General features: G+C 26.7%; 30 protein-coding genes and 1 riboswitch. Of the genes, 27 read left to right on the top strand and 3 right to left on the bottom strand.

Annotation, left to right across the window (positions count from 1 at the left end; translation table 11 throughout):
• Positions 1–155: 155 nt before the first annotated feature.
• The gene (locus D3Z33_RS11255; RefSeq protein ID WP_160197857.1) at positions 156–1,079 is read right to left on the bottom strand and encodes an NAD(P)-dependent oxidoreductase; all 924 of its coding nucleotides are present in this window, start codon (positions 1,077–1,079) and stop codon (positions 156–158) included.
• 137 nt (positions 1,080–1,216) lie between these two features.
• Here D3Z33_RS11255 and manA point away from each other — a divergent pair, with 137 nt between their 5' ends.
• From manA to D3Z33_RS11220, 7 genes are all read left to right on the top strand, one after another.
• Positions 1,217–2,146 (top strand): mannose-6-phosphate isomerase, class I, encoded by a 930-nt coding sequence (manA, locus tag D3Z33_RS11250; RefSeq protein WP_160197856.1) that lies wholly within the window; start codon positions 1,217–1,219, stop codon positions 2,144–2,146.
• Positions 2,147–2,301: 155 nt separating this feature from the next.
• Entirely contained in the window at positions 2,302–4,299 is a 1,998-nt protein-coding gene (locus D3Z33_RS11245) for a BglG family transcription antiterminator (protein WP_160197855.1), read from the top strand.
• Positions 4,290–4,754, top strand: a complete 465-nt coding sequence (locus D3Z33_RS11240) for a PTS sugar transporter subunit IIA (RefSeq protein ID WP_160197854.1) — start codon at positions 4,290–4,292, stop codon at positions 4,752–4,754. The genes D3Z33_RS11245 and D3Z33_RS11240 overlap by 10 nt, the downstream gene beginning before the upstream one ends.
• 22 nt (positions 4,755–4,776) lie before the next feature.
• Positions 4,777–5,085, top strand: coding sequence for a PTS fructose transporter subunit IIB (locus D3Z33_RS11235; RefSeq protein WP_160197853.1), 309 nt, complete (start codon positions 4,777–4,779; stop codon positions 5,083–5,085).
• Between the two features lie 15 nt (positions 5,086–5,100).
• On the top strand, positions 5,101–6,117 hold the full coding sequence (locus D3Z33_RS11230; RefSeq protein ID WP_130805923.1) for a PTS fructose transporter subunit IIC: 1,017 nt from the start codon (positions 5,101–5,103) through the stop codon (positions 6,115–6,117).
• 54 nt (positions 6,118–6,171) lie between these two features.
• Positions 6,172–8,811 carry a glycoside hydrolase family 38 C-terminal domain-containing protein gene (locus D3Z33_RS11225; protein ID WP_160197852.1) on the top strand — a complete coding sequence of 880 codons (2,640 nt, stop codon included), beginning with the start codon at positions 6,172–6,174 and terminating at the stop codon, positions 8,809–8,811.
• Between the two features lie 91 nt (positions 8,812–8,902).
• Positions 8,903–9,886, top strand: coding sequence for a Gfo/Idh/MocA family oxidoreductase (locus tag D3Z33_RS11220; protein WP_160197851.1), 984 nt, complete (start codon positions 8,903–8,905; stop codon positions 9,884–9,886).
• Between the two features lie 36 nt (positions 9,887–9,922).
• Here D3Z33_RS11220 and D3Z33_RS11215 read toward each other — a convergent pair whose 3' ends face one another.
• The gene (locus D3Z33_RS11215; protein ID WP_160197850.1) at positions 9,923–10,927 is read right to left on the bottom strand and encodes a hypothetical protein; all 1,005 of its coding nucleotides are present in this window, start codon (positions 10,925–10,927) and stop codon (positions 9,923–9,925) included.
• 230 nt (positions 10,928–11,157) lie between these two features.
• Between D3Z33_RS11215 and D3Z33_RS11210 the strand changes: the two genes are divergently transcribed.
• The gene (locus D3Z33_RS11210) at positions 11,158–11,895 is read left to right on the top strand and encodes a hypothetical protein (RefSeq protein WP_160197849.1); all 738 of its coding nucleotides are present in this window, start codon (positions 11,158–11,160) and stop codon (positions 11,893–11,895) included.
• A 31-nt stretch (positions 11,896–11,926) separates the two neighbouring features.
• On the opposite strand, the gene D3Z33_RS11205 is transcribed toward D3Z33_RS11210, so the two are convergent.
• Positions 11,927–12,592, bottom strand: a complete 666-nt coding sequence (locus tag D3Z33_RS11205) for a hypothetical protein (RefSeq protein ID WP_160197848.1) — start codon at positions 12,590–12,592, stop codon at positions 11,927–11,929.
• Positions 12,593–12,796: 204 nt separating this feature from the next.
• Here D3Z33_RS11205 and D3Z33_RS11200 point away from each other — a divergent pair, with 204 nt between their 5' ends.
• From D3Z33_RS11200 to csrA, 19 genes are all read left to right on the top strand, one after another.
• Positions 12,797–12,961: an aspartyl-phosphate phosphatase Spo0E family protein gene (locus D3Z33_RS11200; RefSeq protein WP_160197847.1), complete on the top strand. Its 165-nt coding sequence runs from the start codon at positions 12,797–12,799 to the stop codon at positions 12,959–12,961.
• A gap of 140 nt (positions 12,962–13,101) precedes the next feature.
• Positions 13,102–13,575 (top strand): COG2426 family protein, encoded by a 474-nt coding sequence (locus D3Z33_RS11195; protein ID WP_160197846.1) that lies wholly within the window; start codon positions 13,102–13,104, stop codon positions 13,573–13,575.
• 67 nt (positions 13,576–13,642) lie between these two features.
• A riboswitch (SAM riboswitch) is annotated at positions 13,643–13,742 on the top strand.
• Between the two features lie 58 nt (positions 13,743–13,800).
• A complete protein-coding gene (metK, locus tag D3Z33_RS11190; RefSeq protein ID WP_160197845.1) occupies positions 13,801–14,991 on the top strand; it encodes a methionine adenosyltransferase in 1,191 nt (396 codons plus the stop codon).
• 60 nt (positions 14,992–15,051) lie between these two features.
• Positions 15,052–15,327, top strand: coding sequence for a hypothetical protein (locus tag D3Z33_RS11185; RefSeq protein ID WP_160197844.1), 276 nt, complete (start codon positions 15,052–15,054; stop codon positions 15,325–15,327).
• A gap of 193 nt (positions 15,328–15,520) precedes the next feature.
• Positions 15,521–16,090: a sigma-70 family RNA polymerase sigma factor gene (locus tag D3Z33_RS11180; RefSeq protein ID WP_160197843.1), complete on the top strand. Its 570-nt coding sequence runs from the start codon at positions 15,521–15,523 to the stop codon at positions 16,088–16,090.
• A 47-nt stretch (positions 16,091–16,137) separates the two neighbouring features.
• Complete coding sequence (locus tag D3Z33_RS11175) at positions 16,138–16,362, top strand: DUF1659 domain-containing protein (protein ID WP_160197842.1); 225 nt, start codon at positions 16,138–16,140, stop codon at positions 16,360–16,362.
• Between the two features lie 36 nt (positions 16,363–16,398).
• Entirely contained in the window at positions 16,399–16,617 is a 219-nt protein-coding gene (locus D3Z33_RS11170; RefSeq protein WP_160197841.1) for a DUF2922 domain-containing protein, read from the top strand.
• 66 nt (positions 16,618–16,683) lie between these two features.
• Positions 16,684–16,842 carry a YvrJ family protein gene (locus D3Z33_RS11165; protein ID WP_160197840.1) on the top strand — a complete coding sequence of 53 codons (159 nt, stop codon included), beginning with the start codon at positions 16,684–16,686 and terminating at the stop codon, positions 16,840–16,842.
• A gap of 241 nt (positions 16,843–17,083) precedes the next feature.
• Positions 17,084–17,656, top strand: a complete 573-nt coding sequence (locus tag D3Z33_RS11160; RefSeq protein ID WP_160197839.1) for a competence protein ComK — start codon at positions 17,084–17,086, stop codon at positions 17,654–17,656.
• A gap of 50 nt (positions 17,657–17,706) precedes the next feature.
• Positions 17,707–19,935, top strand: coding sequence for an SF1B family DNA helicase RecD2 (gene recD2 / locus D3Z33_RS11155; RefSeq protein WP_160197838.1), 2,229 nt, complete (start codon positions 17,707–17,709; stop codon positions 19,933–19,935).
• A gap of 2 nt (positions 19,936–19,937) precedes the next feature.
• Positions 19,938–20,582, top strand: coding sequence for a ComF family protein (locus D3Z33_RS11150; protein WP_160197837.1), 645 nt, complete (start codon positions 19,938–19,940; stop codon positions 20,580–20,582).
• A 12-nt stretch (positions 20,583–20,594) separates the two neighbouring features.
• Complete coding sequence (locus tag D3Z33_RS11145) at positions 20,595–21,002, top strand: MerR family transcriptional regulator (protein ID WP_160197836.1); 408 nt, start codon at positions 20,595–20,597, stop codon at positions 21,000–21,002.
• A gap of 67 nt (positions 21,003–21,069) precedes the next feature.
• Positions 21,070–21,351, top strand: coding sequence for a flagellar biosynthesis anti-sigma factor FlgM (gene flgM / locus D3Z33_RS11140; RefSeq protein WP_160197835.1), 282 nt, complete (start codon positions 21,070–21,072; stop codon positions 21,349–21,351).
• Between the two features lie 11 nt (positions 21,352–21,362).
• Positions 21,363–21,845 carry a flagellar protein FlgN gene (locus D3Z33_RS11135; protein ID WP_160197834.1) on the top strand — a complete coding sequence of 161 codons (483 nt, stop codon included), beginning with the start codon at positions 21,363–21,365 and terminating at the stop codon, positions 21,843–21,845.
• 15 nt (positions 21,846–21,860) lie between these two features.
• Positions 21,861–23,279, top strand: coding sequence for a flagellar hook-associated protein FlgK (gene flgK, locus D3Z33_RS11130; protein ID WP_160197833.1), 1,419 nt, complete (start codon positions 21,861–21,863; stop codon positions 23,277–23,279).
• Positions 23,280–23,296: 17 nt separating this feature from the next.
• Entirely contained in the window at positions 23,297–24,751 is a 1,455-nt protein-coding gene (gene flgK, locus D3Z33_RS11125) for a flagellar hook-associated protein FlgK (protein ID WP_160197832.1), read from the top strand.
• Positions 24,752–24,754: 3 nt separating this feature from the next.
• Positions 24,755–25,681, top strand: a complete 927-nt coding sequence (gene flgL / locus D3Z33_RS11120; RefSeq protein ID WP_160197831.1) for a flagellar hook-associated protein FlgL — start codon at positions 24,755–24,757, stop codon at positions 25,679–25,681.
• Positions 25,682–25,694: 13 nt separating this feature from the next.
• Entirely contained in the window at positions 25,695–26,138 is a 444-nt protein-coding gene (gene fliW, locus D3Z33_RS11115; protein WP_160197830.1) for a flagellar assembly protein FliW, read from the top strand.
• On the top strand, positions 26,139–26,357 hold the full coding sequence (gene csrA, locus D3Z33_RS11110) for a carbon storage regulator CsrA (protein WP_160197829.1): 219 nt from the start codon (positions 26,139–26,141) through the stop codon (positions 26,355–26,357). It begins immediately after the preceding gene.
• The last annotated feature ends 74 nt before the right edge of the window (positions 26,358–26,431 follow it).

The following is a 26,431-nucleotide window of genomic DNA, read 5'->3' as shown; positions in this document are numbered from 1 at the left end:
AGATAGTGTTGCAAATGAAGTGTTTAGAGAAATGTATAAAGCACATAAAAAATATTTACCACAATTTAAATAAAATATATTTTAAAATGGTTAGTTTATTTTTAGATAACAAAGAAATTGGTTAGAAATTTAAAATTTCTAACCAATTTTTAAAATCATTTCATTATATTTTTAGGATCACCTTTTAAAAAGGAAATTGTATTATCAAATGCTATTTTAGCTCTTCGTATCATAGATTCTTCGGTAAAATATGCTATATGTGGAGTTAAAACAATATTCTTTGCATATAATAAAGGATAATCTTTTGGAAGAGGTGGTTCCATATCAAATACATCTATACCTGCACCTGCTATTTTATCTTGATTTAATAAATTAGCTAATGCTTCATTATCAATAATAGGGCCTCTTGCACAATTTATAAGTATAGCATTATCATTTATTTTTTCTAACTTTTCTTTATTTAAAAATCCTCTTGTATTATCATTAAGCGGTAAATGAACTGAAATAATATCACTTGATGATAAAAGCTCATCTAATGAAACATATTTTATACCTAATTCTTTAGCTTCATCTTTTTCAGTTCTACTATAAGCTATTAATTTGGCACCAAATGCACTAAATAATTCAGCAGTTCTAATTCCAATATTTCCAGTACCTATTATGCCTACAGTTTTATCTTTTATTTCTTTTCCTATTAAAGGACTTGAATCACTAATTTTTCTATATATATCTAAAGTAAGACCTATTGCAAGTTCTGAAACTGCTTGATCAGAATAACCTGCTGCATTACAAATTTTGATATCTTTTTTCTTTGCATCATCTACTGCTACATGATCTACTCCAGTAAAAGCTACATTTATAAGTTTTAAGCTATCCATTTCTTTTATAACTTCTTTAGGATAAGGATTATTTCCAATCATAATAATATCAGCATCTTTGCTTCTTTCAATTAATTCATCATTGTCTGTAGTTTTTTCATTGTAATAGACAAATTCATGTCCTAATGCTTTAATTGGTTCTGATAATTCTTTAATTAATTCATGTGAAACATTTAAAGGTTCTATTAATTTAACTTTCATTTTAAACCCCTTTCTCCAATATGTATTTATGTTATAATTTAATTATATACTACTATGTTAATGGATACAATGTTGAAGCATAAGTATAGTTCCTATGGTTAATAAAATGTAATTTTCAATAAATGGAGAGTGAAAAAATGAGTGATATATTATTTTTAGATAGTGTATTTAAAGAAAAAATATGGGGTGGAAATAAATTAAAAGAATATTTTAATTATGATATTCCATCTAATAATACAGGAGAATACTGGGCAGTAAGTGCTCATCCAAATGGTGATTCAATAGTTGAAAATGGAGAATATCAGGGGAAAAAGTTAAGTTGGCTTTGGGAAAATAAAAGAGAATTATTTGGTAATATAAAAGGTAATGAGTTTCCACTTCTTACAAAAATAATAGATGCAAATACAGACCTTAGTGTACAAGTTCATCCAAATGATAAATATGCAAAAGAACATGAAGACAGCTTAGGAAAAACTGAATGTTGGTATATAATTGATTGTGATGAAGATTCAGAACTTGTATTAGGACATAATGCAAATACAAAAGAAGAAATGAGAGAAATAATAGATGAAGGTAGTTGGGACAAACTTCTTAGAAGAGTTAAAATAAAGCCCGGAGATTTTTTTTACATACCAGCAGGAACAGTTCATGCAATAGGTAGTGGAACTATGATACTTGAAACCCAGCAGTCAAGTGATATAACCTATAGATTATATGACTATGATAGACTACAGGATGGAAAACCTAGGGAACTTCATATCGAAAAAAGTATAGATGTAACTAAAATACCTCATGAAGATGCTAACAATAACTGCACAATAGAAAAAATAAATAATAATATAATAGAGAACTTAATAGAAACAGAGTATTTTTCAGTATATAAATTAGATATAAATAGTAATTTAACTATGAATCAAGACAAGCCTTTTATGATAATGAGTGTATTAAAAGGTAAAGGTAATATTGATGGAATAAGTATAGAAAAAGGAGATCATTTTATAATTCCATATAATCATGGAGAGTTTATATTAGAAGGAGATATGGAGATCATTTATTCTTATGTGTAAAGAAAAATCAAATGAACTATAAAAGTGTGGGGTTAATACCTCACTCTTTTTTGATTTATCAGAATTAATTAACAATTTCCTTTGTATACAGGAAATATAATGTCTATCTATATTTAAACAGTATACATATAATTAAGTTAAGAGGAGGAAATAATATGGAAAAATTATTAAGTACTCGTCTAAATAAAATATTAGATAAGTTCATAAACTCAAATGAATATTTAACAAGTGCTTATTTAGCGAAGCTCATAGGAGTATCATCTAGAACTATTAGAAGTGATATAAAAGAATTAAATGAGTTTTTAATTCCATATGATATAAAAATCATTTCAGTAAAAGGAAAAGGAAGTAAATTAGATATAAGTAATAAAAAGCAATGTAAAGAATTATTAAAAGATGTTTCTACTAGAGAAGAATTAGAATTAACTACTATACCGGATTTTCCTCATCAAAGGATAGTATATATTATAAAAAGGTTATTATCTACCAATATACCTATAACACTTGAAAAATTAAGTGATGAACTATATGTCAGTTTATCCACTATAAAGAATGATTTAAAAGCAGTGAAATCAACCCTCAAAGATTATAGTTTGAAAATAATTGTTAAAGAAAATAAAGGGATAATGATTGAAGGAAAAGAAATTGATAAAAGATTTTGTATTTCTCAATATGTCTTAAATAGAGAAAATATAAATAAGGATATGCTTTCTGACAGTTATAATAGTAAAATTTCAAAATTTAATAAGGTAGATTGGAAGTTTATTGAAAATATATTACAAAAAGAATTAGTTCAGCAAGAATTTTACTTAGCTGATATTGCTTTTAATAATCTTATAATTCATATTGCTATAGCTTTAGAAAGAATAATATTAGGTAAGTTTGTACCATTAGAAGACAAAAAAATCGAAAAATTGAAAAATGAAAAAGAATATTATATAGCAGAAAATATAGTTAAGATATTAGAAGGTATTTTCAAAGTTAATATACCAGAATCAGAAACATGTTATATAACTATGCATTTGCTAGGGAGTAAATTATTAGAAAAAGATGAAGAAAAAGAATTACTTCACTTAATAGATGATCAAATTAAAATTCTAATTTCTAAAATAATAAATGAAATAAAAAATAAATTAAATATGGATTTCAATAATGACAATAAATTGATATATAATTTAGCATTACATCTAAAACCAACACTCCATAGAGCAAAGTATAATATGAATATTAGAAATCCATTAATAAATGATATAAAAAACAAATATCCTTTAGCCTTTCAAATTGGGATTATTGCTACAAATGTTATCAAAAAAGAAACTAATTACGTAATAAATGAAGATGAAATTGGCTATATAGCTATGCATTTTGGTGGAGCTTTAGAGAGGAAAAAAAGATATAATCAAAAAACAAAAAATATAGCTATCATTTGTTCTTCGGGTATGGGAACTGCGAATCTATTATTAGCAAAATTTAAAAATTCACTTAGTATAAATGCAAATTTCATAGGAACATATCCGTTGCATGAGTTAGATAAAGTTAAAAATATAAAACCTGATATAATTCTCACTACTATACCTATACAAGAAGAAATTGGTATACCTGTCATTTTAGTTAAAACAATATTAGATGATGAAGATTTAATATATATAAGAAATAAAATAGAAAATTCATATAAATATACACGATCACAAAAGAGTTTAAAAAATTTTTTAAAAGAAGATTTATTTTTCACAAATTTAGATTTCAAAAATAAAACCGATGTGATTAAATTTTTAACTAACAAGATGACTTTTGAAGGATATATAAATAGTGATATTCAAGAATCCATATTTCAAAGAGAAGAAGTATCTTCTACAGCAATCGGTAATTTAATAGCTATCCCGCATCCTCTAAAAGCTACTAATATCAAATCTTCAGTTTGTGTTGGTATATTGAAAAACGCTATTGAATGGGAAGAGGATAGGAAAGTGCAATTAGTATTAATTTTAGTTTTATCTAAAAATATGACAAATTCTTTTGAAAAATTATTTAATACAATATACAAGGCAACAAAGTCATCTGCTCATGTATCTCAATTGATAAATTCAAAAAGTTTTAAAGAATTTTATAGTAAATTCACAATAGAAAAGGAGGAGCAGAATAAATGGAACTAAGTTTAACTGAATTAATAAATGAGAATTTAATCAATAGAAAATTTCATGGAACAACTAAACAAGAAGTGTTACAAGAAATTGTAAGAATTGTAAACTTAGATAATAGATTAGACTCAAAAGATTTATATTATGAAAAAATATTAGAAAGGGAGGAGGAATTTACTACAGGTGTAGGATATGGAATAGCTATACCTCATGCAAAAACAAAGGCAGTAATAAAACCAACTATAGTTATATTGAAGTTATCTAAACCTATAGATTGGGAATCTTTAGATGGTAAGCCTGTAGATTTAGTAATTGGTCTTGCAGTACCAGAAAAAGAAGGCAATAATACACATCTTAAAATAATATCAAAATTATCAATGAAATTAATGGAAGAAGATTTTAGACAAGATTTAAAAAATGCTCAGAGTGATGAAGAAGTATTAAAATTAATGGAAAATATTTTTAAATAAAAGGAAGAAAGGAAGATGCAATATGAAAATAGTAGCAGTTACAGCATGTCCATCAGGAGTAGCTCATACATTTATGGCAAAAAAAGCATTAGAGGATGCTGCAAAGGAATTAGGACATAACATAAAAGTAGAGACACAGGGAGCTATGGGGATAGAAGACGAGTTACCGGTAGATGCAATAAATGAAGCTGATGTAGCTATCCTTGCAATTGATGCTCATATAGGAAAGATGAATAGGTTTGATAATTTAACAAAAATAGAAGTATCTACTAAAAAAGTACTTAAAAATGCTAAAAAAGTAATAGAAAAAGCAGAGTCAAAAGTAAAATGATAAGGAGATGAAATCATGGATAAATTTAAAAGACATTTAATGACAGGGGTTTCATATATGATTCCTTTTGTTGTAGCAGGAGGTATATTATTATCAATTGGAATTATATTGGGAGAAGAAGGGTTTATTGCTGAAAAATTAGTGAATATAGGAGTATGGTCTCTTCAATTAATGGTACCTGCAATAGCTGGATTTATTGCATATTCTATAGCAGATAGACCAGGAATTACAGTAGGTTTTGTAGGTGGAGTTATGGCAAGAGAATTAGGTACTGGGTATATTGGTGGTATATTAATTGGCTTTTTTGCTGGGTGGATAGTAAATAGATTAAAGAAAATACCAATTCATAAAAGTTTAGCAGTAATAAAGCCTATTATGATAATTCCAGTTTTAGGTGTAGCATTAACAGCAGTAGTTATGTATTTAATATCAATACCATTAACACCAGCTATGACTGGACTTGAAAATTGGTTAGTATCATTAAAAGGAGCAAATTTAGCAATTTTAGGATTTATAATAGGAGCTATGATGGCATTTGATATGGGTGGACCTGTAAATAAGGTTGCATTAGCATTTGCATATGCAACTTTAGCAGAAGGTATATATGAACCAATGGCAGCAGCATGGGTAGGAATAATGGCACCACCTATAGGCCTTGCAATTGCTACAGCAATTAAACCTAATAAATTTACTAAAGCAGAAAAAGCAAATGCTATACCTGCAGCATTTATGGGTTCTTTAGGAATTTCAGAAGGTGCTATACCCTATGCAGTAACTACCCCATTTAAAGTAATACCATCTATTGTAATTGGTACAGGTATAGGAGCAGCTGTATCATTAGTATTAGGAGCATCATCTACAATACCAGCAGCTATTGGAATCTGGGCATTACCTTTAGTTAATAATCCAATTAGTTGGCTAATAGGGTTTATTGTAGGAGTAGTAATAATTGCATTATCAGTAGCATTTTTAAGAAAAGAATCTGATATAGAAAAAGATCAAGAAGGAGCAGAATTTAATTTAATGGGATAAAATATGATCCATCCTCTAAATATAGAGGGTGGATTTAAAATAGGAGGTTTAAAATTGAAATTTCATATAGTATCACATACACATTGGGATAGAGAATGGCATAAAACATTTGAAGAATATAGAGTTAAACTGATTAGAGTTATGGATGACTTAATTGACTTACTAGAAAACAATGAAAACTATTTATCTTTTATGTTTGATGGACAAACTATAATATTAGAAGATTATCTAGAAATAAGGCCTGAAAATAAAGAAAGGTTAAAGGAACTTATAGAACAAAAAAGAATAATTGTAGGGCCATGGTATATACAACCAGATGAATTTATTCCAAGCGGGGAATCACTTATAAGGAATTTACTCATAGGCATTAATATCGCAGAAGAATTTGGTTCTGTAATGAATATAGGGTATTTACCTGATTCATTTGGACAATCTGCACAGATTCCTCAAGTTTTAAAGGGATTTGATATTAATGATGCAGTTATATGGAGAGGAATATCAGATGAAGATATAAATGAAAAGGAATTTTATTGGGAAGGACTAGATGAAACTAAGGTTTTAGGTCATTATTTACCTTTAGGATATGAAAATGCCAAATGGTTATCATTAAAAATGGATGAAAGTAAAAATGTAGTAGAAACTAACATTAAAGCACAAAAAGATATGACACATACTGGGCAAATACTCATGTTATGTGGTTATGATCAAAGAGAACCAAATAAAGATTTACCTATAATTATTAAAGATTTGAATGAAAAGTATGGTTCAGAAGGATATAAATTTATATTTTCAACATTAGAAGATTATATTAAAGATGTTAAAAAAACTAGTATGGATTTTGAAACTTATAAAGGTGAATTTAGAAAAGGCAAATTCATGAGAGTACACGCAAGTATTGGCTCTACTCGTCTTGATATAAAAGGACAAAATTTTATATCACAAAGATTATATGAAAAATATGTAGAACCATTATCTTCTATAGGAACATTATATGGTTCTTATTATAATAATTCTTTGATAAATCATGGATGGAAAAATATAATTCAAAATCAAGCACATGATTCTATAGGAAATGTATGTACTGATATTACACATGATGAAATGGAAATGAGATATAATAAATCAAATCAAATAGGTACCACTATTATAGAAGAAAAAACAAATGAAATTTTATCTAATATAAATTTTCAAAGTGACAAAGGAATACCAATAACTGTATTTAATACAATAATTAATTCAAGAAAAGATACATTGGTAATAGAAGCATTATTAGAATCTACTAAATTTATATTAAAGGATGATAAAGGTTTAGAATGTGATCATCAACTATTAAGAACTGAAAAAGTAGATTTAAATGATTATATGATAGAAAGTCATTTTGTAGGTAAAAATGAATCTAAAGAATATTATAAAGTTAAATTTAGTTTTACTCCTGAAATTGAAGGGTTTGGTTATAAAACTTATTATATCAATGAAGTTAAGTTTAACAATAATAATGAAAAAAGTTTAATAGTAAATGACAATACTCTTGAAAATGAATATATTAAAATAAATATAAATAAAGATGGAAGTTTAGATGTATTAGATAAAGAAAATGATAAAACTTATTATAATCAACACATATTCAAAGAAGGTGGAAATGCTGGTGATGAATATGATTACTCTCCTCCTGTAAAAGATGAGGTTATCTATTCTAAAGGACAAATAGCAAAAATAGAAAAGATATATGAGGGGCATATTCAATCTCAAATAAAAATAACTTATTCATTAAATTTCCCTATTAATACTTATAATGAATATAGATCTGAGAAAAAGGAAAATACAGTTATAGAATCTTTTATAACTATTTATAAAAATAGTAAGAGATTAGATATAAAAACTGTAATTAATAATAATATTAAAGATCATAGAATACAAGTATTATTTGATGGAAATATTGAGTCAAATATCCACTATGTAGATCAGCAATTTGGAGTTATGGAAAGAGAAAATTATTTAAAACAAGTAGAATATTGGAGAAAGGAAAATTGGCAAGAAAAGTATTACCCAATATATAATCAGCATAAATTTGTAGGAGTATTTGATGGTAAAAATGGGTTACAAGTAATTAATAGAGGCTTACCTCAATATGAAATATTAGATGAAGGTAAACCTAAAATAGCATTAACATTGTTATGTGGAACTAGCTATATGGGGAAACAGGATTTAGTTAATAGACCTGGGAGAAGGTCAGGATTACATGTAAAGACTCCAAAGAGTAATATGATAGGAAAATTTGAAATGGAATATTCTATTTGCCCTATAAATAGTATAAATGAAATGAATATTAATGCTGAAAACTATGTATATCCACTTCACTATAGCCAGTTACAAAATATTGAATATAAAAATAAGGGTTTATCAGATACTTACTATCCAATTAAAATAAAAAATCCATTATTAGGTACAAGTGCTATTAAAAAAGCAGAAAGTGATGAAGGAATAGTATTACGTATTTATAACAGTCTTAATGAAAATATAAATGATGTGGAAATTGAATACGATGGAGAAAAGTTTAGTGATGTTAATTTAGTTAATTTGAAAGAAGAAAATATAAATACTAATAAAAATCTTAAAATAATTAAAAATACTATTTATATAAAGAGAATAAAGAGTAATGAAATATTAAATTTAAAATTTAAACAGAATAAATAAAATATATCCCCTAAAAACTTAAGATAAGTTTTTTAGGGGATAATTTATTATGATATAATTTAAATATAAAAATATATAAGGGGATGATTTAGTGATACGATTTGGAACAGTAGGTACTAGTTGGATTACAGATGAGTTTTTGAAATCAGCTAATATAAATAAAGAATTTAAATTAAATGCAGTATATTCAAGAACAGAAAAAAAGGCTTATGAATTTGCTGAAAAATATGATGTAAAAAATATTTATACAGATATAGAAGAAATGGCAAAATCAGATGATATAGATGCAGTTTATATAGCAAGCCCAAACTCATACCATGCTAAATATTCTATTTTATTTCTAGAAAATAAAAAGCATGTATTTTGTGAAAAACCTATAGCATCAAACTTAAATGAATTAGAAGCTATGATAAGGGTTGCAGAAAAAAATGATAAGTTACTAATGGAAGGAATGGTTTCTTCATTTTTGCCTAATTTTAATGTAATAAAAGAAAATTTACATAAAATAGGTAAAGTTAGAAGATATGTAGGGAATTATTGTCAGTATTCTTCAAGGTATGATCCATATAAAAGAGGAGAAAATCCAAATACGTTTAATCCTAAATTTTCAAATGGCTCTCTTATGGATATAGGGGTATACTGTATATATCCTTTAGTACAATTGTTTGGAAAACCTGAGAAAATCAATGCAAATGGAGTAATATTAGAATCTGGAGTAGATGGTGAAGGTAATGTAGTACTTAATTATGAAGATATGGAAGCATTAATAATTCATTCAAAAATAACAGACTCATATGCTCCTAGTGAAATACAAGGAGAAGATGGAACAATGATAATAGATAAGATACCTACTCCTAAGAATATTAAAATAATATATAGAGATGGTAGAGAAGAGGATTTATCTATAGAACAGGATAAACCAAACATGTATTATGAAGCGACAGAATTTATAGATTTAATAAAAAAGGGAAAAAATCAATCGGATATAAATTCATTTGAAAAATCAAGAATAGTTATGAATATATTAGAAGAATCAAGAAAACAAATGGGAGTAATATATCCTGCAGATAAATAATAAAATAAACTTCAAGAGTGCTAGAACTCTTGAAGTTTATTCACTTATAGTAATAAAACTTATTGTTTTATTATCACTTTTCAATGAATATTCTATTTTATATCCTTTTATATTTTCATATATTACACTTGTTATTCCTTCAAATTCAACTGGTTTTCTTTTACCATATTTATCATAAACTTTTTTTATACTATCTCCAGGTTTAATTTCATCTATAGAGTAAGTGGAGTTAGGTAATCCTATTGATGTAATTACTTTTGTACCAATTTCAGTAAATATAGTTATATTATTAAATGAGTAATAGTCAGATCCCTGATAGCCTCCTGTATCTCCAACTTCTTCAAACATTTCTTTAGCTTTATCAAGTGAATCGCCAATTCCTATTCCAATATCACTAAATATGTCTTCTAATTTATCTTCTTCTATAATTTTTTCTTGCTTTTTTGTAAAATCATTAGTGTGTAATACTAGAGAATCTTTTTCATTACCTTCTACAATAGTAGTATTAAGAGATTTAGCTATAAATTCAAAGGGGATTAGTAGTTCTGAATTTTTCTTATTTTGATCTTCTAATAAATACATTAGAATACTGTCACCACTTAAATCTTTATCATTTATAGAAATAGATTTAATATTTTTATCTTTATTTATAGCCACATATATTTTAGTTGAATTATTTATTGCAGTAATGCTTAAATCTTCTTCTGTTTCATTTAATTCTATTTCAAAATCTAATAATTTATATGAAGATATAAATGGAAGTAATATATTTCCTTTATCATTTTTCAAAGGTTTTTTTGCTATGGTATTACTTAAGTCTAGAAGATTATCATTTAAGAATATTTTCATATTAGATTGTACTAAATTTTCTGTATCATATAAAGGATTTACTTGTTGTTGTTCTTCTACAATTTGCTGTTCATTAACTTGATTATCTTCCTTAGTTTTTACATTTTCTTCTGAATTTTTATTGCTGCATCCAAAAGTAAATATTAAAGAAGTTGAAACGATTAAAATTAAAGTATATTTATTCATATACATCTTTTGCCCCCATATTTATTAAAATAACTGTATTATATTAAAATAATACCATAAAACTTATTATAAATCATTATATATTTAGAAAAATGTCGAATGTTGTTGGATAAAATTGTAGTTAAATATTTAAAATATTGTATACAAATCCCCCTCTTAGGGTATATAATGTATACTAAATATGCTTTAATCACAATTCAAATTTATCAGAATTATGTCAACTAGGGAGGATTAAAATGAATAGACATCTTGGGATATCCGTCGACCATATGGATTTGAATTTTGTCCTACAAAATAATATAAATTGGATACAAATTTCTAATAAATTTTCTAGTGCAAAAGATATTACATCGCTTTTAAAAGTTTGTCAGGAGCATCCTCTAAAAATAAGTTATATGTTTCCAGTATTTAATCAAAATAATCCAGAAATGATTTTCTTTTTAAGTAATGAAAAGAGACTTAGAGATGCTACTATGGAAATATTAGAAGAGAATTTAAGTATGGCTAAGTCACTTCCAACTGAACATGTAGTAGTAAACTTAGTATCTCATTTAATAACTGATATAGATAAATCATTAATTGATCAAACAATAGTTGAATTAGAAGACTTAGCTTACAAGTATGAAATGCCAATACTTATACATTTAGAAGACTATAGTTTATTTGAAAATTCAAATAAAATTAAAAATATAATGGATTCAACAAGTTTAAGATTATCAATTGATATAAATAAATTTTATAGATTTACTTCAATAAATAAATTAAATTTTAAAGCTGAATTAAATTCTATTATACAATATGTGAAACTTATAAACATAACATTTGATATAGATTATTTAATATTGCAGGATACTTTAAATTATATGTATGATAAAATATCAAAGATCCCTATAATAATTAAAACAAGGAATAAAAACCAAAAGCAACAAATATATCATAAAGTAAAAAGTATTAGAGGAATTGTAGTAAAATAAAAGATATTTGATTAAAGGGATAAAAGTCCCTTTAATCAATAAATCTACCTAATATATCATTTAATGATATGATTTCATCTTCAGATAGTTTTTCCTTAAATAAGTCATGTATTTCTTTTTGCTCTTTAGAAGTTAAACCATTTTCTAATATCTTTATAAGTTTTATGCTATTTATAGTTCCTAACTTATCTATTATTTTATTTAATGTATTTTTATCTTCTTTAGATAAATTATTTTGAATTTCTTTTATATTTAAATCTTTAATAGTGTTATCTCCTGATAATCTATGTTCAAATTGATTTAATTTTGCTCTTTTTATACCTTGTTTCAATTGATTTATAAGAAATTCTTGAGTTTTTTTATCGTAGTCTGTACTAAATTCTATATGAGATAATAATTCATCTTTTTTCCTAATTATATTTTTTGAAAAAGTTTCAGTATTATTATCTTCAATATTTATTTGTGTTGGTTCATTTTCTTTTTTTTTAGTATTTTCTTTTATTTTTTCTATTTCACTTTCTTGTTTTATTTTCTCTGTATTTTGTTTTAAATTTTGAGGTAATTTAATTTTATGTATTCCATTATAATTAATATGATGATTTTTTGATAGCTCTATTTTGTCATATATCATTAATGATACAGAAATAAAAGTGAAAAATAATATTATAAACGTATAAAAAATCCTTTTTATATTCATATATATTCCTCCAGTCTTATATTATTATTGACCGATTTGGAATAGATATACTTTTGAAAAATAAGGTAATTTCGTAATATATATTTAACATAGAAAGATGTTTTTTGAATATATATGGGGTATATATAAATATAACTTTTTATTTACAGGGGGGTTAATTGAGTTAGCATATTAAATGCTTTAACAAGGTTAGGAGTGGGATAAATGGTAGTATCATTTATAGATGAGAATAAAAATTTGAAAGAAGAAATAGAGGTATTAAGATATAGGCTTCACCAAGCCATAATGGAGGAAAAAAGTAGAAGAGAAATATTAAAATTAAGTGAGAGATTAGACAGAATGATAAGTCTATATTATAGAAAGAAATAAAATAAGCAAGATAGAGCGTTTGATCTATCTTGTTTATTTTATTCTATTTCTTAAGAAAATCTTAAATTATGATTAAAATAGTTTATTCTAAACATTCTATAGTGTATAATAATATTTGAATAATTTATAAGGAGAATTTTATGTGGGAATTAATTGATTTATTAAAAAGGGAACTAGCGGTTATAATAGTTGGTGCTACACCTATATTTGAACTTAGAGGTGCAATACCACTTGGTGTAAGTATGGGGTTTACACCAATTCAAAGTACTATATTATCTATAATAGGTAACATATTACCTATTCCATTTTTACTTTTACTGTTAAAACCAATATTTAAATTTTTAAGAAGGTATGATAAGTTTGATAGGATTATAGAATGGATAGAAAATAGAACTCTTAGAAGAAGTAAAAGAATGAAAAAATATACTTTACTAGGATTATATTTACTTGTGGCAGTACCACTTCCTACTACTGGAGCTTATACTGGTTCTTTAGCAGCATCTTTATTTAATATAAGATTTAAATTTGCATTTCCAACAATTGTAGCTGGTGTAATTACAGCAGGGGTTATAATGTATATATTAAGTTCAATAGGAGTAATGGTACTTGTATAATAAAAATTAATTGACTAATAATAAATTATATGTTAATATTTATATGTTAATTTAATAATTCTTGATTGCCTTATCAAGAGTGGTGGAGGGATAGGCCCTATGAAACCCGGCAACCGGTGAAAAATCGGTGCTAAATCCTACAAAGCAAAAGCTTTGGAAGATGAGGAAAATGTGAAATTATACCTCTTCTTTTAGAAGAGGTTTTTTTAATTAGGAGGGAAAAAAATGAGAAAATGGCTTTTTACGTCAGAGTCTGTTACTGAAGGACATCCTGACAAAGTTTGTGATCAGATATCAGATTCAATTTTAGATGCTATATTAAAAGATGATCCAAATGCTAGGGTTGCTTGTGAAACTACTGTAACTACTGGTCTCGTACTTGTATCTGGTGAAATAACTACAAATACTTATGTAGATATTCCAAAAGTAGTTAGAAAAACAGTTGAAGAGATAGGATATACTCGTGCAAAATATGGATTTGACTCTGAAACTTGTGCTGTACTTACTTCTATTGATGAACAATCTCCTGATATTGCTATGGGTGTAAATGAATCTCTTGAAAAGAGAAAAGGAGAAAATGGAGAAGAACTACCTCATACAGGTGCAGGAGATCAAGGTATTATGTTTGGTTTTGCTTGTGATGAAACAGAAGAATTAATGCCACTACCTATTTCACTTGCTCATAAATTAGCTAAAAGACTTTCTGAAGTTAGAAAGAATGGAAGATTAGATTATCTTCGTCCAGATGGAAAAACTCAAGTTACAATAGAATATAATGATGACAAACCTGTAAGAGTAGATACTATAGTTATATCTACTCAACATAGTTCAGAAGTAGACTTAGAAACTATAGAAAAGGATTTAATAGAATTTGTAATAAGAGAAGTAGTGCCAAATGAATTACTAGATGATGAAACTAAATATTTTATTAATCCAACAGGAAGATTTGTAATAGGTGGACCACAAGGTGATGCAGGACTTACTGGAAGAAAGATAATTGTAGACACTTATGGAGGTTATTCTCGTCATGGTGGAGGAGCATTTTCAGGTAAAGATGCTACGAAAGTAGATAGATCGGCATCATATGCTGCAAGATATGTAGCTAAAAATGTAGTAGCAGCAAATCTTGCCAAAAAATGTGAAGTACAACTTGCATATGCAATAGGGGTAGCAGAACCTGTATCTATAATGGTAGATACTTTCGGAACAGGTAAGATAGAAGAAGAAAAAATAGAAAAGTTAATTAGAAAACATTTTGATCTTAGACCTGCAGCTATTATAAAGAATTTAGATTTAAGAAGACCAATATATCGTCAAACGGCAGCATATGGACATTTTGGAAGAACTGATATTGATTTACCTTGGGAAAAAACAGACAAAAAAGAGATATTAAAAAAAGAAGGATTAAATAAGTAACAAGAATTAATATTAAGACATATAATATATAATAAATCAATCCATTATAGGGGTGAGAAAATGATTTATGTATTATATGTCTTTGTTTATGTGTTTTTTATATATGGTGTAATAGAATTCATAAGAAATATATATATAGGATTTAATATTCCAAAAAATACTCACCCTATAAAAATAGTAGTAAAAAATGAGAAGAGTTTAGAATATACAATACTGAGTATAAAGGATAGATTTAGTCCTATTACAATATGTATAGAAGAAGAAAATACTAAAATAATGGATATGATAGATGTTTTAAAAGATGATTATGAAATAAAAATAGAATATTTAAAATGAAGCATTTTTGAAAACTCCCTCAATTTAATATAAAAATCCCCTTGAAAGCCTGCTTAAGAACATTAGTTCGGTAGTGGGCTTTTTTTATTGTGTGTGATTTCATTAAAGTCACTATTAAGCAATTTTAAAATTAAAATGTATTATATATTTAACCGGTAATCAAGATGAGTACTCATCAGTATGAGGGATGAATATGTATGGTAAAATAGATGATTTAGTAAAAAAAGCAAAATTAGGCGAAAAAGAAGCAAAGATGGAGCTATTAAAAAGTTATAAACCTCTCATTTTAGCTCAAATAAAAAGATATTATTTTGAAAAAGAAGAAATAGATGATTTAATTAGTGAAGGATATGAGGTGATTTTAAAAGGAATAGATAAATTTGACTTTTCAAAAGGAGTTTATTTTTCTGGATATATAAATACTATTTTGAGATATCATTATTTAGATAAGCTTAAATCTAAAAAATATGTATTATCTCTAGATAAAAAAATTTCATCAAAAGATAGCAATATAAGTTTGATTGATACATTAGAATCAGAAACTGATATAGAGAAGGAATATTTATATAGGGAATTAAATGATGAATTGATTAAAAATATAGAAAAATTAACTATACGTCAAAAACAAATAATAGTTATGTTTTATTTAAGAAGAGTTAATATAAATGATATATCAGATAGATTAGGAATTTCCTATAGAACAGTTATAAATACAAAAAAGAATGCATTAGAAAAATTAAAAAAATTATATAGTAAAAACTAATTATCACTTCTATATTTGTATTGTAGGCAAGAGAGGAGGTGATAATCATGGCAGTAAATACAATACTAAAATCAAGTAAAGTAAAATTAGAGCTTCAAAATGGTTTAGATGAAAATGGCAAAGAAATTATAAAATCTAAAACACTTTCATCAGTTAAAACAGATGCAACTGATGAAGGAATTTATGACAGTATGGTTTCAATAACAGGACTACAACAGTTACCACTTACAGCAGTAAAGAGAATTGATGAAAAAGAAATTGAAATGGTTTAATTCATTAAAAGTAGAGTATAAAGATTGGAGGTGAATATGTTGAGCAAAAAACTAGAGTTAATATTTAAAAATACAATGGATAGAAAAACTAGAATATCCTTAGATGATCCAAGAGAAGATTTAACAGAAGTAGAAATAACTTCAGCGATGAATAACATTATAACCCAAAATATATTTGAAACAACTGGAGGAGATTTAGTATCTATAGCTGGAGCTAGAATAATTACAACACAAATACAAGATTTTTCAGTTTAATCTAAAGGGTGGACTAAAGTCTACCCTTTTTTACAATCAATTAAATTAAAAGAGAGGTAATTTAAAATGGAGATAATATTTAGTCAAATTGCAAATTTAGGTTTTCCTATAGTTGTATCTGTATTTCTTTTAGTTAGAATAGAAAGCAAACTTACAGATATTACTTCTAGTATAAACCAACTTACAAAGGCTATAATATCAAAAACAAAAGAGGAAGTCTTATGACTTTCCTCTTTTGTTTGACTATTCCGCTCTCCTATAATAAGGCCACATGCTGCAATTAAAAGTAAAACTAAAAAGAATAATAACACTAATATATTGTTTTTAATTTGTGCCACCTCTTTCCTATATATATGATTATTCTTTCCTAAATATAAAACAAATATACAAATTCTTAGAAAAGCATTTACAAGAACAAGTGTTCGGTGATATAATGTTTTTAATATAACAATAAGGGGAGATATAAATGATAGAGATTGATAAGATACTAATAAATAAGATTATAGCAATACTTCCAATTTATTTAGACACAAAAGGAAATTCCACAAAAATAATTATTGAGAATAAAGAGGACATGTTTATTTATTCTAGAACTATCAGGGTTCTAAAATCCATAGCTGGATATTTCACATTAGATTTAAGAAAAGTAAGAAATGAATATGGAAAAATTATAGAATCAAAAAATATGGTACCAATACCCCTTACAAAAAGAGATATATTGATACCTATGAAAACGAGAAAACCTATATCTAAAAATGATGGCTCAATAGGTTATTTTAATTTAAAATATATAGAAGATATTTTGAAAAAAGATGAAGATATTTACATAAAATTTATTACAGAAAGAGAAATAAAAGTGTTAAATACTGAAAGAACAATAATAAAACATATAAACGATGGGAAACTAGTAAAACAATCCTATAAAGAAAAGTTGGATTCACATATAAAAGAACAAAATGTAAACTACAACACTCCTGCAACTAAGGAAGATATTGCACTTTTAATTAGAGAACTTGTTGATATTAAAAAAAGACTATGACTTTTTATTATGTTATAATGTATAGATAAGAATGTTCGGAGGGTTTTAAATTGATATCTATAAAAGGTTCAGTAGAAGAAATAATATTTAAAAATGATTCAAATGGATATATCGTTGCAATACTTGAAACTGAAGATGATATAATTACAATAGTGGGATATATTCCTATATTAAATATAGGAGAAACTATAAAAGTAGAAGGAAATTGGGAGCATCATAAAACTTTTGGTCAGCAATTAAAAGTAGAAAATTATGAACCTGTAGTACCTGCTACACTTAATGGAATAATTAATTATTTAGCTTCAGGGTTAATATCAGGTATTGGCCCTAAAACTGCAGAAAAGATAGTTGAGAAATTTGGAGAAAATAGTTTAGATGTAATTCAATATGATCCACAAAAGTTAAAAGAAGTGGAAGGAATAGGAAGTAAAAAAGTTAAAAAGATCGCAGAATCTTTTAGTGAACAAAGAGAACTTCGTGATGTTATGTTATTTTTACAACAATATGGAATTAGTTCAAAATTTGGAGTAAGAATATATAAAAAATATGGAAATAAGACAATACAGAAGGTAAAGGAGAATCCATATAGATTATCAGAAGAAGTATTTGGCATAGGGTTTAAAATGGCAGATAAAATAGCTATGGAAATGGGTATAGCTTTTGACTCTGTTTATAGAATAAGAGCAGGGATAAAATTTGCAATTATGAAGTTTACCACTGAAGGTCATACATATATGCCAAAGGAAACACTTGTTAATAAGTCAAAAGAAGTGCTTTCCATAGATGAAGAGATAATAGACAATGGAATAACTCAAATGGCTATTGACAATAATATAAAGCTTGAAAACATAGACGGAGAAATAGTGGTATATTCTATACCTTTTTATACAGCAGAAGCAAATGTAAGTAAAAAATTAATAGAACTTTCAAATGTGGAATTAAATGATTTAGATATAGATGTAGATAATCAAATAAATGAAATAGAAAATGAAGAAGGTATAAAACTAGCTGGTAGACAAAAAGAAGCTATAGAACAATCTATAGATAATGGAGTTTTAGTAGTTACAGGTGGTCCTGGAACAGGAAAAACTACTACAATAAATAGCATAATAAAAATATTTGAGAAAAAAGATTTAAAAGTAACCCTTGGAGCACCTACTGGAAGAGCAGCTAAAAGAATGAGTGAAGCTACAGGAAAAGAAGCTAAAACTATTCATAGATTACTTGAATATTCATTTGTAGATGAAGAAATAGGGATGGCATTTGGAGTAGATGATGGTACTCCTATGGAAAGTGACGTAGTTATAATAGACGAAGTATCAATGGTAGATATACTTTTAATGAATCATTTATTAAAGGCAATTATGCCAGGAACTAGACTTATACTTGTAGGTGATGTAGATCAGTTGCCATCAGTTGGAGCGGGAAATGTACTTAGAGATATAATAGATTCAAAACTTATAAAAATAGTAGAATTAGATGAAATATTTAGACAAGCAAAGGAAAGTATGATAGTAGTAAATGCTCATAGAATAAATAAAGGAGAATATCCTCATTTAAATAAAAAAGACAAAGATTTCTTTTTTATGAAAAGAAATAATCCTTCTCAAATAGTAGATACCATACTTGAACTAGCCTATAGAAGACTTAGGAAGTTTAATGGATATGATCCAATAAAAGATATCCAAGTACTATCCCCAATGAAAAAAGGAGATGCAGGAGTAAATTCATTAAATAATAGTTTGCAGGCTATGTTAAATCCTAAATCTAAAATTAAAGCTGAAAGAAAAATAGCCGATACTATATTTAGAGTAGGCGATAAAGTAATGCAAATAAAAAATAATTATAATAGCGAGTGGGAGATAATAGAAAATGGTAAGTCAGTAGAAAAAGGAAAAGGAGTTTTTAATGGTGATTTAGGAATTATAACAAAAATTGATCATGAGGAATCAGAATTAATAGTAGAATTTGATGACAAAAGAGTAGTAGTATATCCATTTAGTGGATTAGATGAACTTAGACTTGCATATGCTACTACAATTCATAAATCTCAAGGTTCAGAGTTTCCAGTAGTTATAATTCCAATACTCTGGGGTCCACCAATGCTTCTTACAAGGAATTTACTATATACAGGAATAACACGTGCTAAAGAATTAGTAGTACTTGTAGGAATGGAAAGATATTTAGCTATGATGATAAAAAATAATAAAATTACCACAAGATATTCAGGGTTATCTAAAAGATTGAATGATATGTTTAATGTATATATGAGAGGTTAAATATGAAAATATTAGATAGAATATCAGAGCTTATTTATCCAGAAAAAAATATATGCTTTATATGTGATGAATATGAAGATGCTATCAAGAATCATTTATGTATTGAATGTAGAGATAAATTGGAGTTTCTAGAACAAACAATATCAGAAGATATAGTTTGTCCTCTTCGTTATACAGATGGTATAAGAGAAATAATATTTAAATATAAATATGGTAAAAATCCTTATTTATATAAAATGCTAGGACCATTATTGTTAGAAGAATTCATAAAACGAAATATAAATGATATTGATTTAATAGTGCCTATTCCAATGACAAGGAGAAAAAAGTCTAAAAGAGGATTTAATCAGTCAGAATTACTTGCAAAGTATCTTTCAGAAAAGTTAAATATAGAATTAGATACTAGAAATTTAGTCAAATTTAAAAAGACAAAATCTCAATCAGGATTATCAAAATCTTTTAGACGGGTAAATATAAGGAGAGCATTTAAAATAATAGATAAAGAAATATTTGCTGATAAAAATGTACTTATAGTAGATGACATTATAACTACAGGAGCTACATACACTGAGGCAAAAAGAAATATAATGGATGCTAATGCTAAAAAAACTTATCTAATAACAATAGCAAGTGGTAGGGATATATAAGGAGGAGAATAAATGAATATAAAAAATTGTAAAAAATGTGGAAAAATATATAATTATGATGGGTTTAATATATGCTATCACTGTAGACGTAAAGAAGAAGAAATGTTTTTTACTGTTCGTGAATATATTTATAGTAATAATAAAGCAGATATTAGAGAAGTATCAGAAGCAACAGGAGTTTCTACAAAGAAGATATTGGAATTTTTAAGACAAGGAAAGCTTGAGATAAAAGAAGGAAGTAATTTGATACTTGATTGTGAAAGATGTTCTAAACCTATAAAAACTGGAAAGTTCTGCAATCAGTGTGCAAATGAAATAGAAAAAGAATTAAAAGGAGCACTAAAAAAAGATAATGTAGATAATAGTAAACAAAATAGTTATAGAACAGGAAACAAATTAAACGTAAAAAACAGAAGATAAATAGTATTAAAGTTAAACCTCAACTTTGCCGATAATATATATAGCGATGCAAAGGTGAGGTGTTTTTATGAAAATATTTAATAATAATATAAATAAAATACAGAGTGCATATAACAAAAATAAAACGAATATTGATAAAAGTTCAAAAGTAGATAAAAAAGATCAATTTATAATATCAGATCAAGGGAAAATGATTCAAAAGGCAGTTAAAATGGCAAAGGATTCTCCAGATATTCGAAAAGAAAAAATAGAAAAAATTAAGACACAAATGAAAAATGGAAATTACAATATTGATTCAAAATTAGTAGCCCAAAAGATATTAGAAGATATAAACATGAGAAAAGGCTAATGGAGGGTAATATGAAAGAATTAGTTGACGTATTAATAAAGGTATTAGATGAAGAAGTAGTAGTATATAGTAAATTACTTAAAAATTTAGATGAAAAAACCCAGGTATTAGTAGATGGAGATATAAAAAAATTAGATGAAATCACTAAAGAAGAACAATCTATAACTGAAACATTGGTGAAACTTGAAAATTTGAGAGAAAAAGTGCTTTTTAATATTGCTCATAAAAAAGAAAAAAGTGAACTTGATGTGTCTCAGATTTTAGAATTTATAGAAGGACAGGAAAAAGAAATATTAGAAGAAAAAAGAAATAAATTAGTAAATATATTAGAAAAAATAAAAGAAAAAAACGTACTTAATTCTAGACTAATAAAAGATTCACTTGATTATATAAATTTAAATATAGATTTATTTACAAATAGAGATAGTAATTTAACATATGGCAAAGGTAAGAAAAATGAACAAACTGCAAGCTTTTTTAATAAGCAAGCATAGAAAGGGGATAAAAAATTGTTTCAAGGATTATCATCAGCAATATCAGGATTATATACAAATAAAAAAGCATTAGATACAGTCAGTCACAATATAGCAAATAGTAATAACCCTTACTATGTTAGGCAAGATGTTATACAAGCATCTAATGGATATACAAATGTAGTGGGAGTAAATGGTCAAATTGGATCAGGTGTGAAAATAGCTGACATAAGACAAATAAGAGATAGATTTTTAGATCAACGATTTAGAAATGAAGCTGATAATAAAGGATATTTTGATGCAAGATATAGTATTTTTTCACAAGTAGAAGAAATAATGAATGAACCATCAGATGTAGGGTTAAGTGAAGTAATGGATGGACTTTGGAATAGTTTTGATGAACTGTCAAAAGATCCAGATAATTTAACAGTTAGGGGAATGGTAAGAGAAAGAGCCATAGCCTTTGTGGAGACAGTAAATCACATGTCAAATCAATTAAGTCTTTTACAAGTAAACTTAAATAAAGAGATATCAAATAAAGTAGAAGAAATAAATATGATATCAAAAGATATAGCAAAATTAAATGGTTTAATAACTCAAAGTGAGGCGACAGGTGTAAAGGCAAATGATTTAAGAGATAAAAGAAATGCATTAATAGATAGATTATCTTTAAATATAAATATTAATGCAGTCAATAAACAAAATGGTGCAATAGATATATACATTGGTGGAAGATCTCTTGTAAGTGAAGAGAATGCAAGAGAAATAGAAGCTAAGACTGTTGATAATTCATTTTTTGAGATAACTTGGAAAAATTCAAACAATTCAAAAGTAGAAATAAGTGGAGGATATTTAAAAGGGATACTTGAGTCAAGAGGAGAGTTTGATTCCAAAGATGAAACTTACTCTTCAATAATACCAAGTGTAAAAAACAGACTAGATAAGTTTGTAAATACTGTTGCAACAAAAATAAATGAGATACATAAAAAAGGTGTAACACTACTTGGAGAACCAGGACAAGACTTTTTTGTATCTAAAAGAAATGGTAGTGAAATAGATGCAAGTACTATAAAATTAAATGACAATTTAGATACGTTAAATAATATAGTAGCATCTTTATCAGGGGATAGAGGAGATGGAAGTATAGCAAAAGAAATTATGGACCTGCGTGATTTAGCACTTTTTGAAAATCAAACAGCAGACAATTATTATAGAAGTATTATATCTGATATGGGAGTAGAAGCAAATCGTTCTATGATAATGTTAGAAACTCACAATACCATAATTCAAAATATACAAAATAGCAGATATGCAGTTTCAGGAGTATCAATGGATGAAGAAATGGCAAATATGCTAAAATTTCAACATTCATATACTGCAAATAGTAGAGTAGTAAATGCAATAGATGAAATGATAGAAAATGTAGTAAATAAAATGGGTAGAGTAGGAAATTAAATATTAGGAGTGGTTAGATGAGTGGATGGATAGGGTTTAATACAGCAGTTTCAGGATTACTTGCTAGTCAAAAAAACCTATATACAACAAATCATAATATAGCAAATATAAATACAAGAGGATATAGTAGACAACAAAATACTCAAGAATCAAATAATCCACTTAATATTGCTGGAATAGGATTTTTGGGGACAGGTACTAATATAACAGCAGTTAATAGGATTAGAGATTCATACTTGGACTTTAAATATTGGGGAGAAAAAGCTCCAGTAGGCGAGTGGACAGTAAAAGAGGATACTCTTACTGAAATACAACATATATTTAATGAACCATCAGAAAGTAGTATTAGAAAAAATTTAGATGAGTTGTTTACATCTTTTGAGTCACTTTCAACAAATCCATCAGATGACTCTAATAGAGCACTTGTAAGAGAAAAAATGATGGCATTTACAAAATATTTAAATTCAACATCAGAAAACTTAAAATCAGCACAAAAAGAAGTTAATTTTGAGATATCAACTAATATTAAGAATATAAATAGTTATTCTGAGAGGATAGCAGGACTAAATAAAGAAATACATAATATAGAACTAGATGGAAGTAAAGCAAATGACTTAAGAGATAAAAGAGATTTATTGGTAGATGAATTATCAGAAATAGTAAATATAAATGCAACAGAAACAAATGGGAAGTTTAATGTATCAATAGGAGGTACAATACTTGTAGAAGGAGAAGTTTCCAATAGGCTTAAATATCCTGCACCTACAGTGGAAAATCCTTTAAACAAAGAAGAAAAATTATATCAGCTAGAATGGGAAAATGGAAATAAATTAAAACTTACATCAGGAAAACTTAAAGGACTTATAGATGTAAGAGATGGAACTGGACATGATAGTAAATATAGAGGAATTCCTTTTTATATATCTAGATTAAATGAATTTGCAAATATATTTGCAAAACAAATGAATGAAGTACATCAGAAAGGATTTACTAGAGATGGAAATAGTGGCATAAATATGTTCCAGTCAGATGATGGTGAAGCTATAGATGCATCTAATATAAAAATATCAGATGATATAATGGACAACTTGGATAATATAGCTGCATCAAGTAGTTCTGATCCTTCTGACAAAGAAAATAATGATATAATATTAGAATTATTAGAAAAGAGAAATGATAATAAATTTTTTAAAGATACTACACCTCAAGGTACTCCAGATGATTTTATGAAATCAGTATTATCTACATTAGCAGTAGATGGACAACAATCAGTACGAATGAAAGAAAATGGTACGGTTATAGTTGATGGAATAAATACTAGACGCCAATCAGAATCAGGAGTATCACTGGATGAAGAAATGAGTAATATGGTAAAATTTCAACATTCATATAATGCAGCAGCTCGAATGATTACTACAATAGATTCAATTTATGATGTTACAATAAATAGATTAGGCTTAGTAGGGAGATAAATTATGAGAATAACAAATAATATGATGATATCTAATATGATGACAAATGTAAATAAAAACTTACAAGGTTTAAGTAAAGTTCAAGATAAAATGCAAACAGGAAAGAAATTCCAGTTACCTTCAGACGATCCAATAGGAGTGTCAAAGAGTTTAAAATATTATACAGACTTATCCAGAATAGAGCAATACAAAAGAAATGTAGACGATGCAACATCTTGGATGGAGGTAACAGAATCAGCAGTGTCCCAAATAGGAGATATATTAGAGAGAGCAAGGGAGCTTACAGTACAAGCTGCAAATGATGGGACAAATACAGGTGAGGATAAAGAAAAAGTTTCAGCAGAAATAAAACAATTGAGAGAACAAATAATAAAGGTAGCGAATACTAAACACGCAGGAAGGGCTATATTTTCAGGATATAAAACAGCAGATGATTTGATTGATAGTGATGGAAATTATAATATAGATTTAAATACTGATGAAAAAACCAAATATAATGTAGGCTCAGCAGATACTATAGATGTAAATGTAGTAGGAACAGAATTATTCGGTTTATCAAATAATGGGTATAAACAAGATGTTTCAAAAGGAGATACATCAGAAATGATAAGAGTATTTGATAAGCTGATACAAGGATTAGATTCAGATGATGTTACAAGTATAGATGAAAGTATAACAGAGATAGATGAGACTGTATCTAATGTATTATCAGTAAGAGCAAAAATAGGAGCAAAGACTAATAGATTGGAACTTAATAAGAATAGATTAGAAGATCAAACATTAAGTGTAACTAAACTATTATCTAAAAATGAAGATGTAGATATTGCAGAGGTAGTAATAGAATTAAAAACAAGAGAAACTGTGTATCAAGCATCACTTCATGCTGGTGCTAGAATAATTCAACCATCACTTATAGATTTTCTAAGATAGAAAGAGGGATAATATGAAAATTAACACCAAAAATTTTGGTGAAATAGAGATAGAAGAAAAAGATATAATAAATTTCCCATCAGGTATACTTGCATTTGAAGACCAAAATCGATTTATTATAATAAAAAATAATGATGAAGAAAATCCATTTCATTATCTTCAATCTTTAAATGATAGTAATTTAGCATTTGTAATAATAGATCCATTTGTATTTAAAAAAGATTATGATATAAATATTTCTGACTCAATAGTAGAAAAACTAAAAATTAAGAAACCAGAAGAAGTCAAGTTATATACTATTGTAACAGTACCAAAAGATTTAAAAAAGATGACAGCAAATCTATCAGGTCCTATAGTTATAAACACAACAAGAAACTTAGGAGCTCAAATAGTATTAGACGATAATAGATATAGCACAAAGCATCCTATATTTGAAAAGGAAAGTGAGGCTATATAAATGCTAATATTAACGAGAAAGAAAAACGAAAGTATAATGATAGGTGATAATATAGAAATAGTGGTAACAGATATACAAGATGGTAAAGTGAAATTAGGGATAAAAGCTCCTAAAAATATAGATATACATAGAAAAGAAATCTATGTTGACATTCAAAATGAAAATAAAGTTGCTGCAGATGGAAAAATAGATTTTGATAGCTTAAAAAATTTATTTTAGAAATATAATATTTTTTGAAAAAATACTAAAGTTATATAAAAATATGTCGATAATATAAGTGTAGACAATAATAA

Source organism: Senegalia massiliensis (assembly GCF_009911265.1).
GTDB classification, from domain to species: Bacteria; Bacillota; Clostridia; order Tissierellales; family SIT17; genus Anaeromonas; species Anaeromonas massiliensis_A.
The sequence above is the reverse complement of the archived record's forward strand: the minus strand, read 5'-3'. Positions and strand labels throughout refer to the sequence as shown.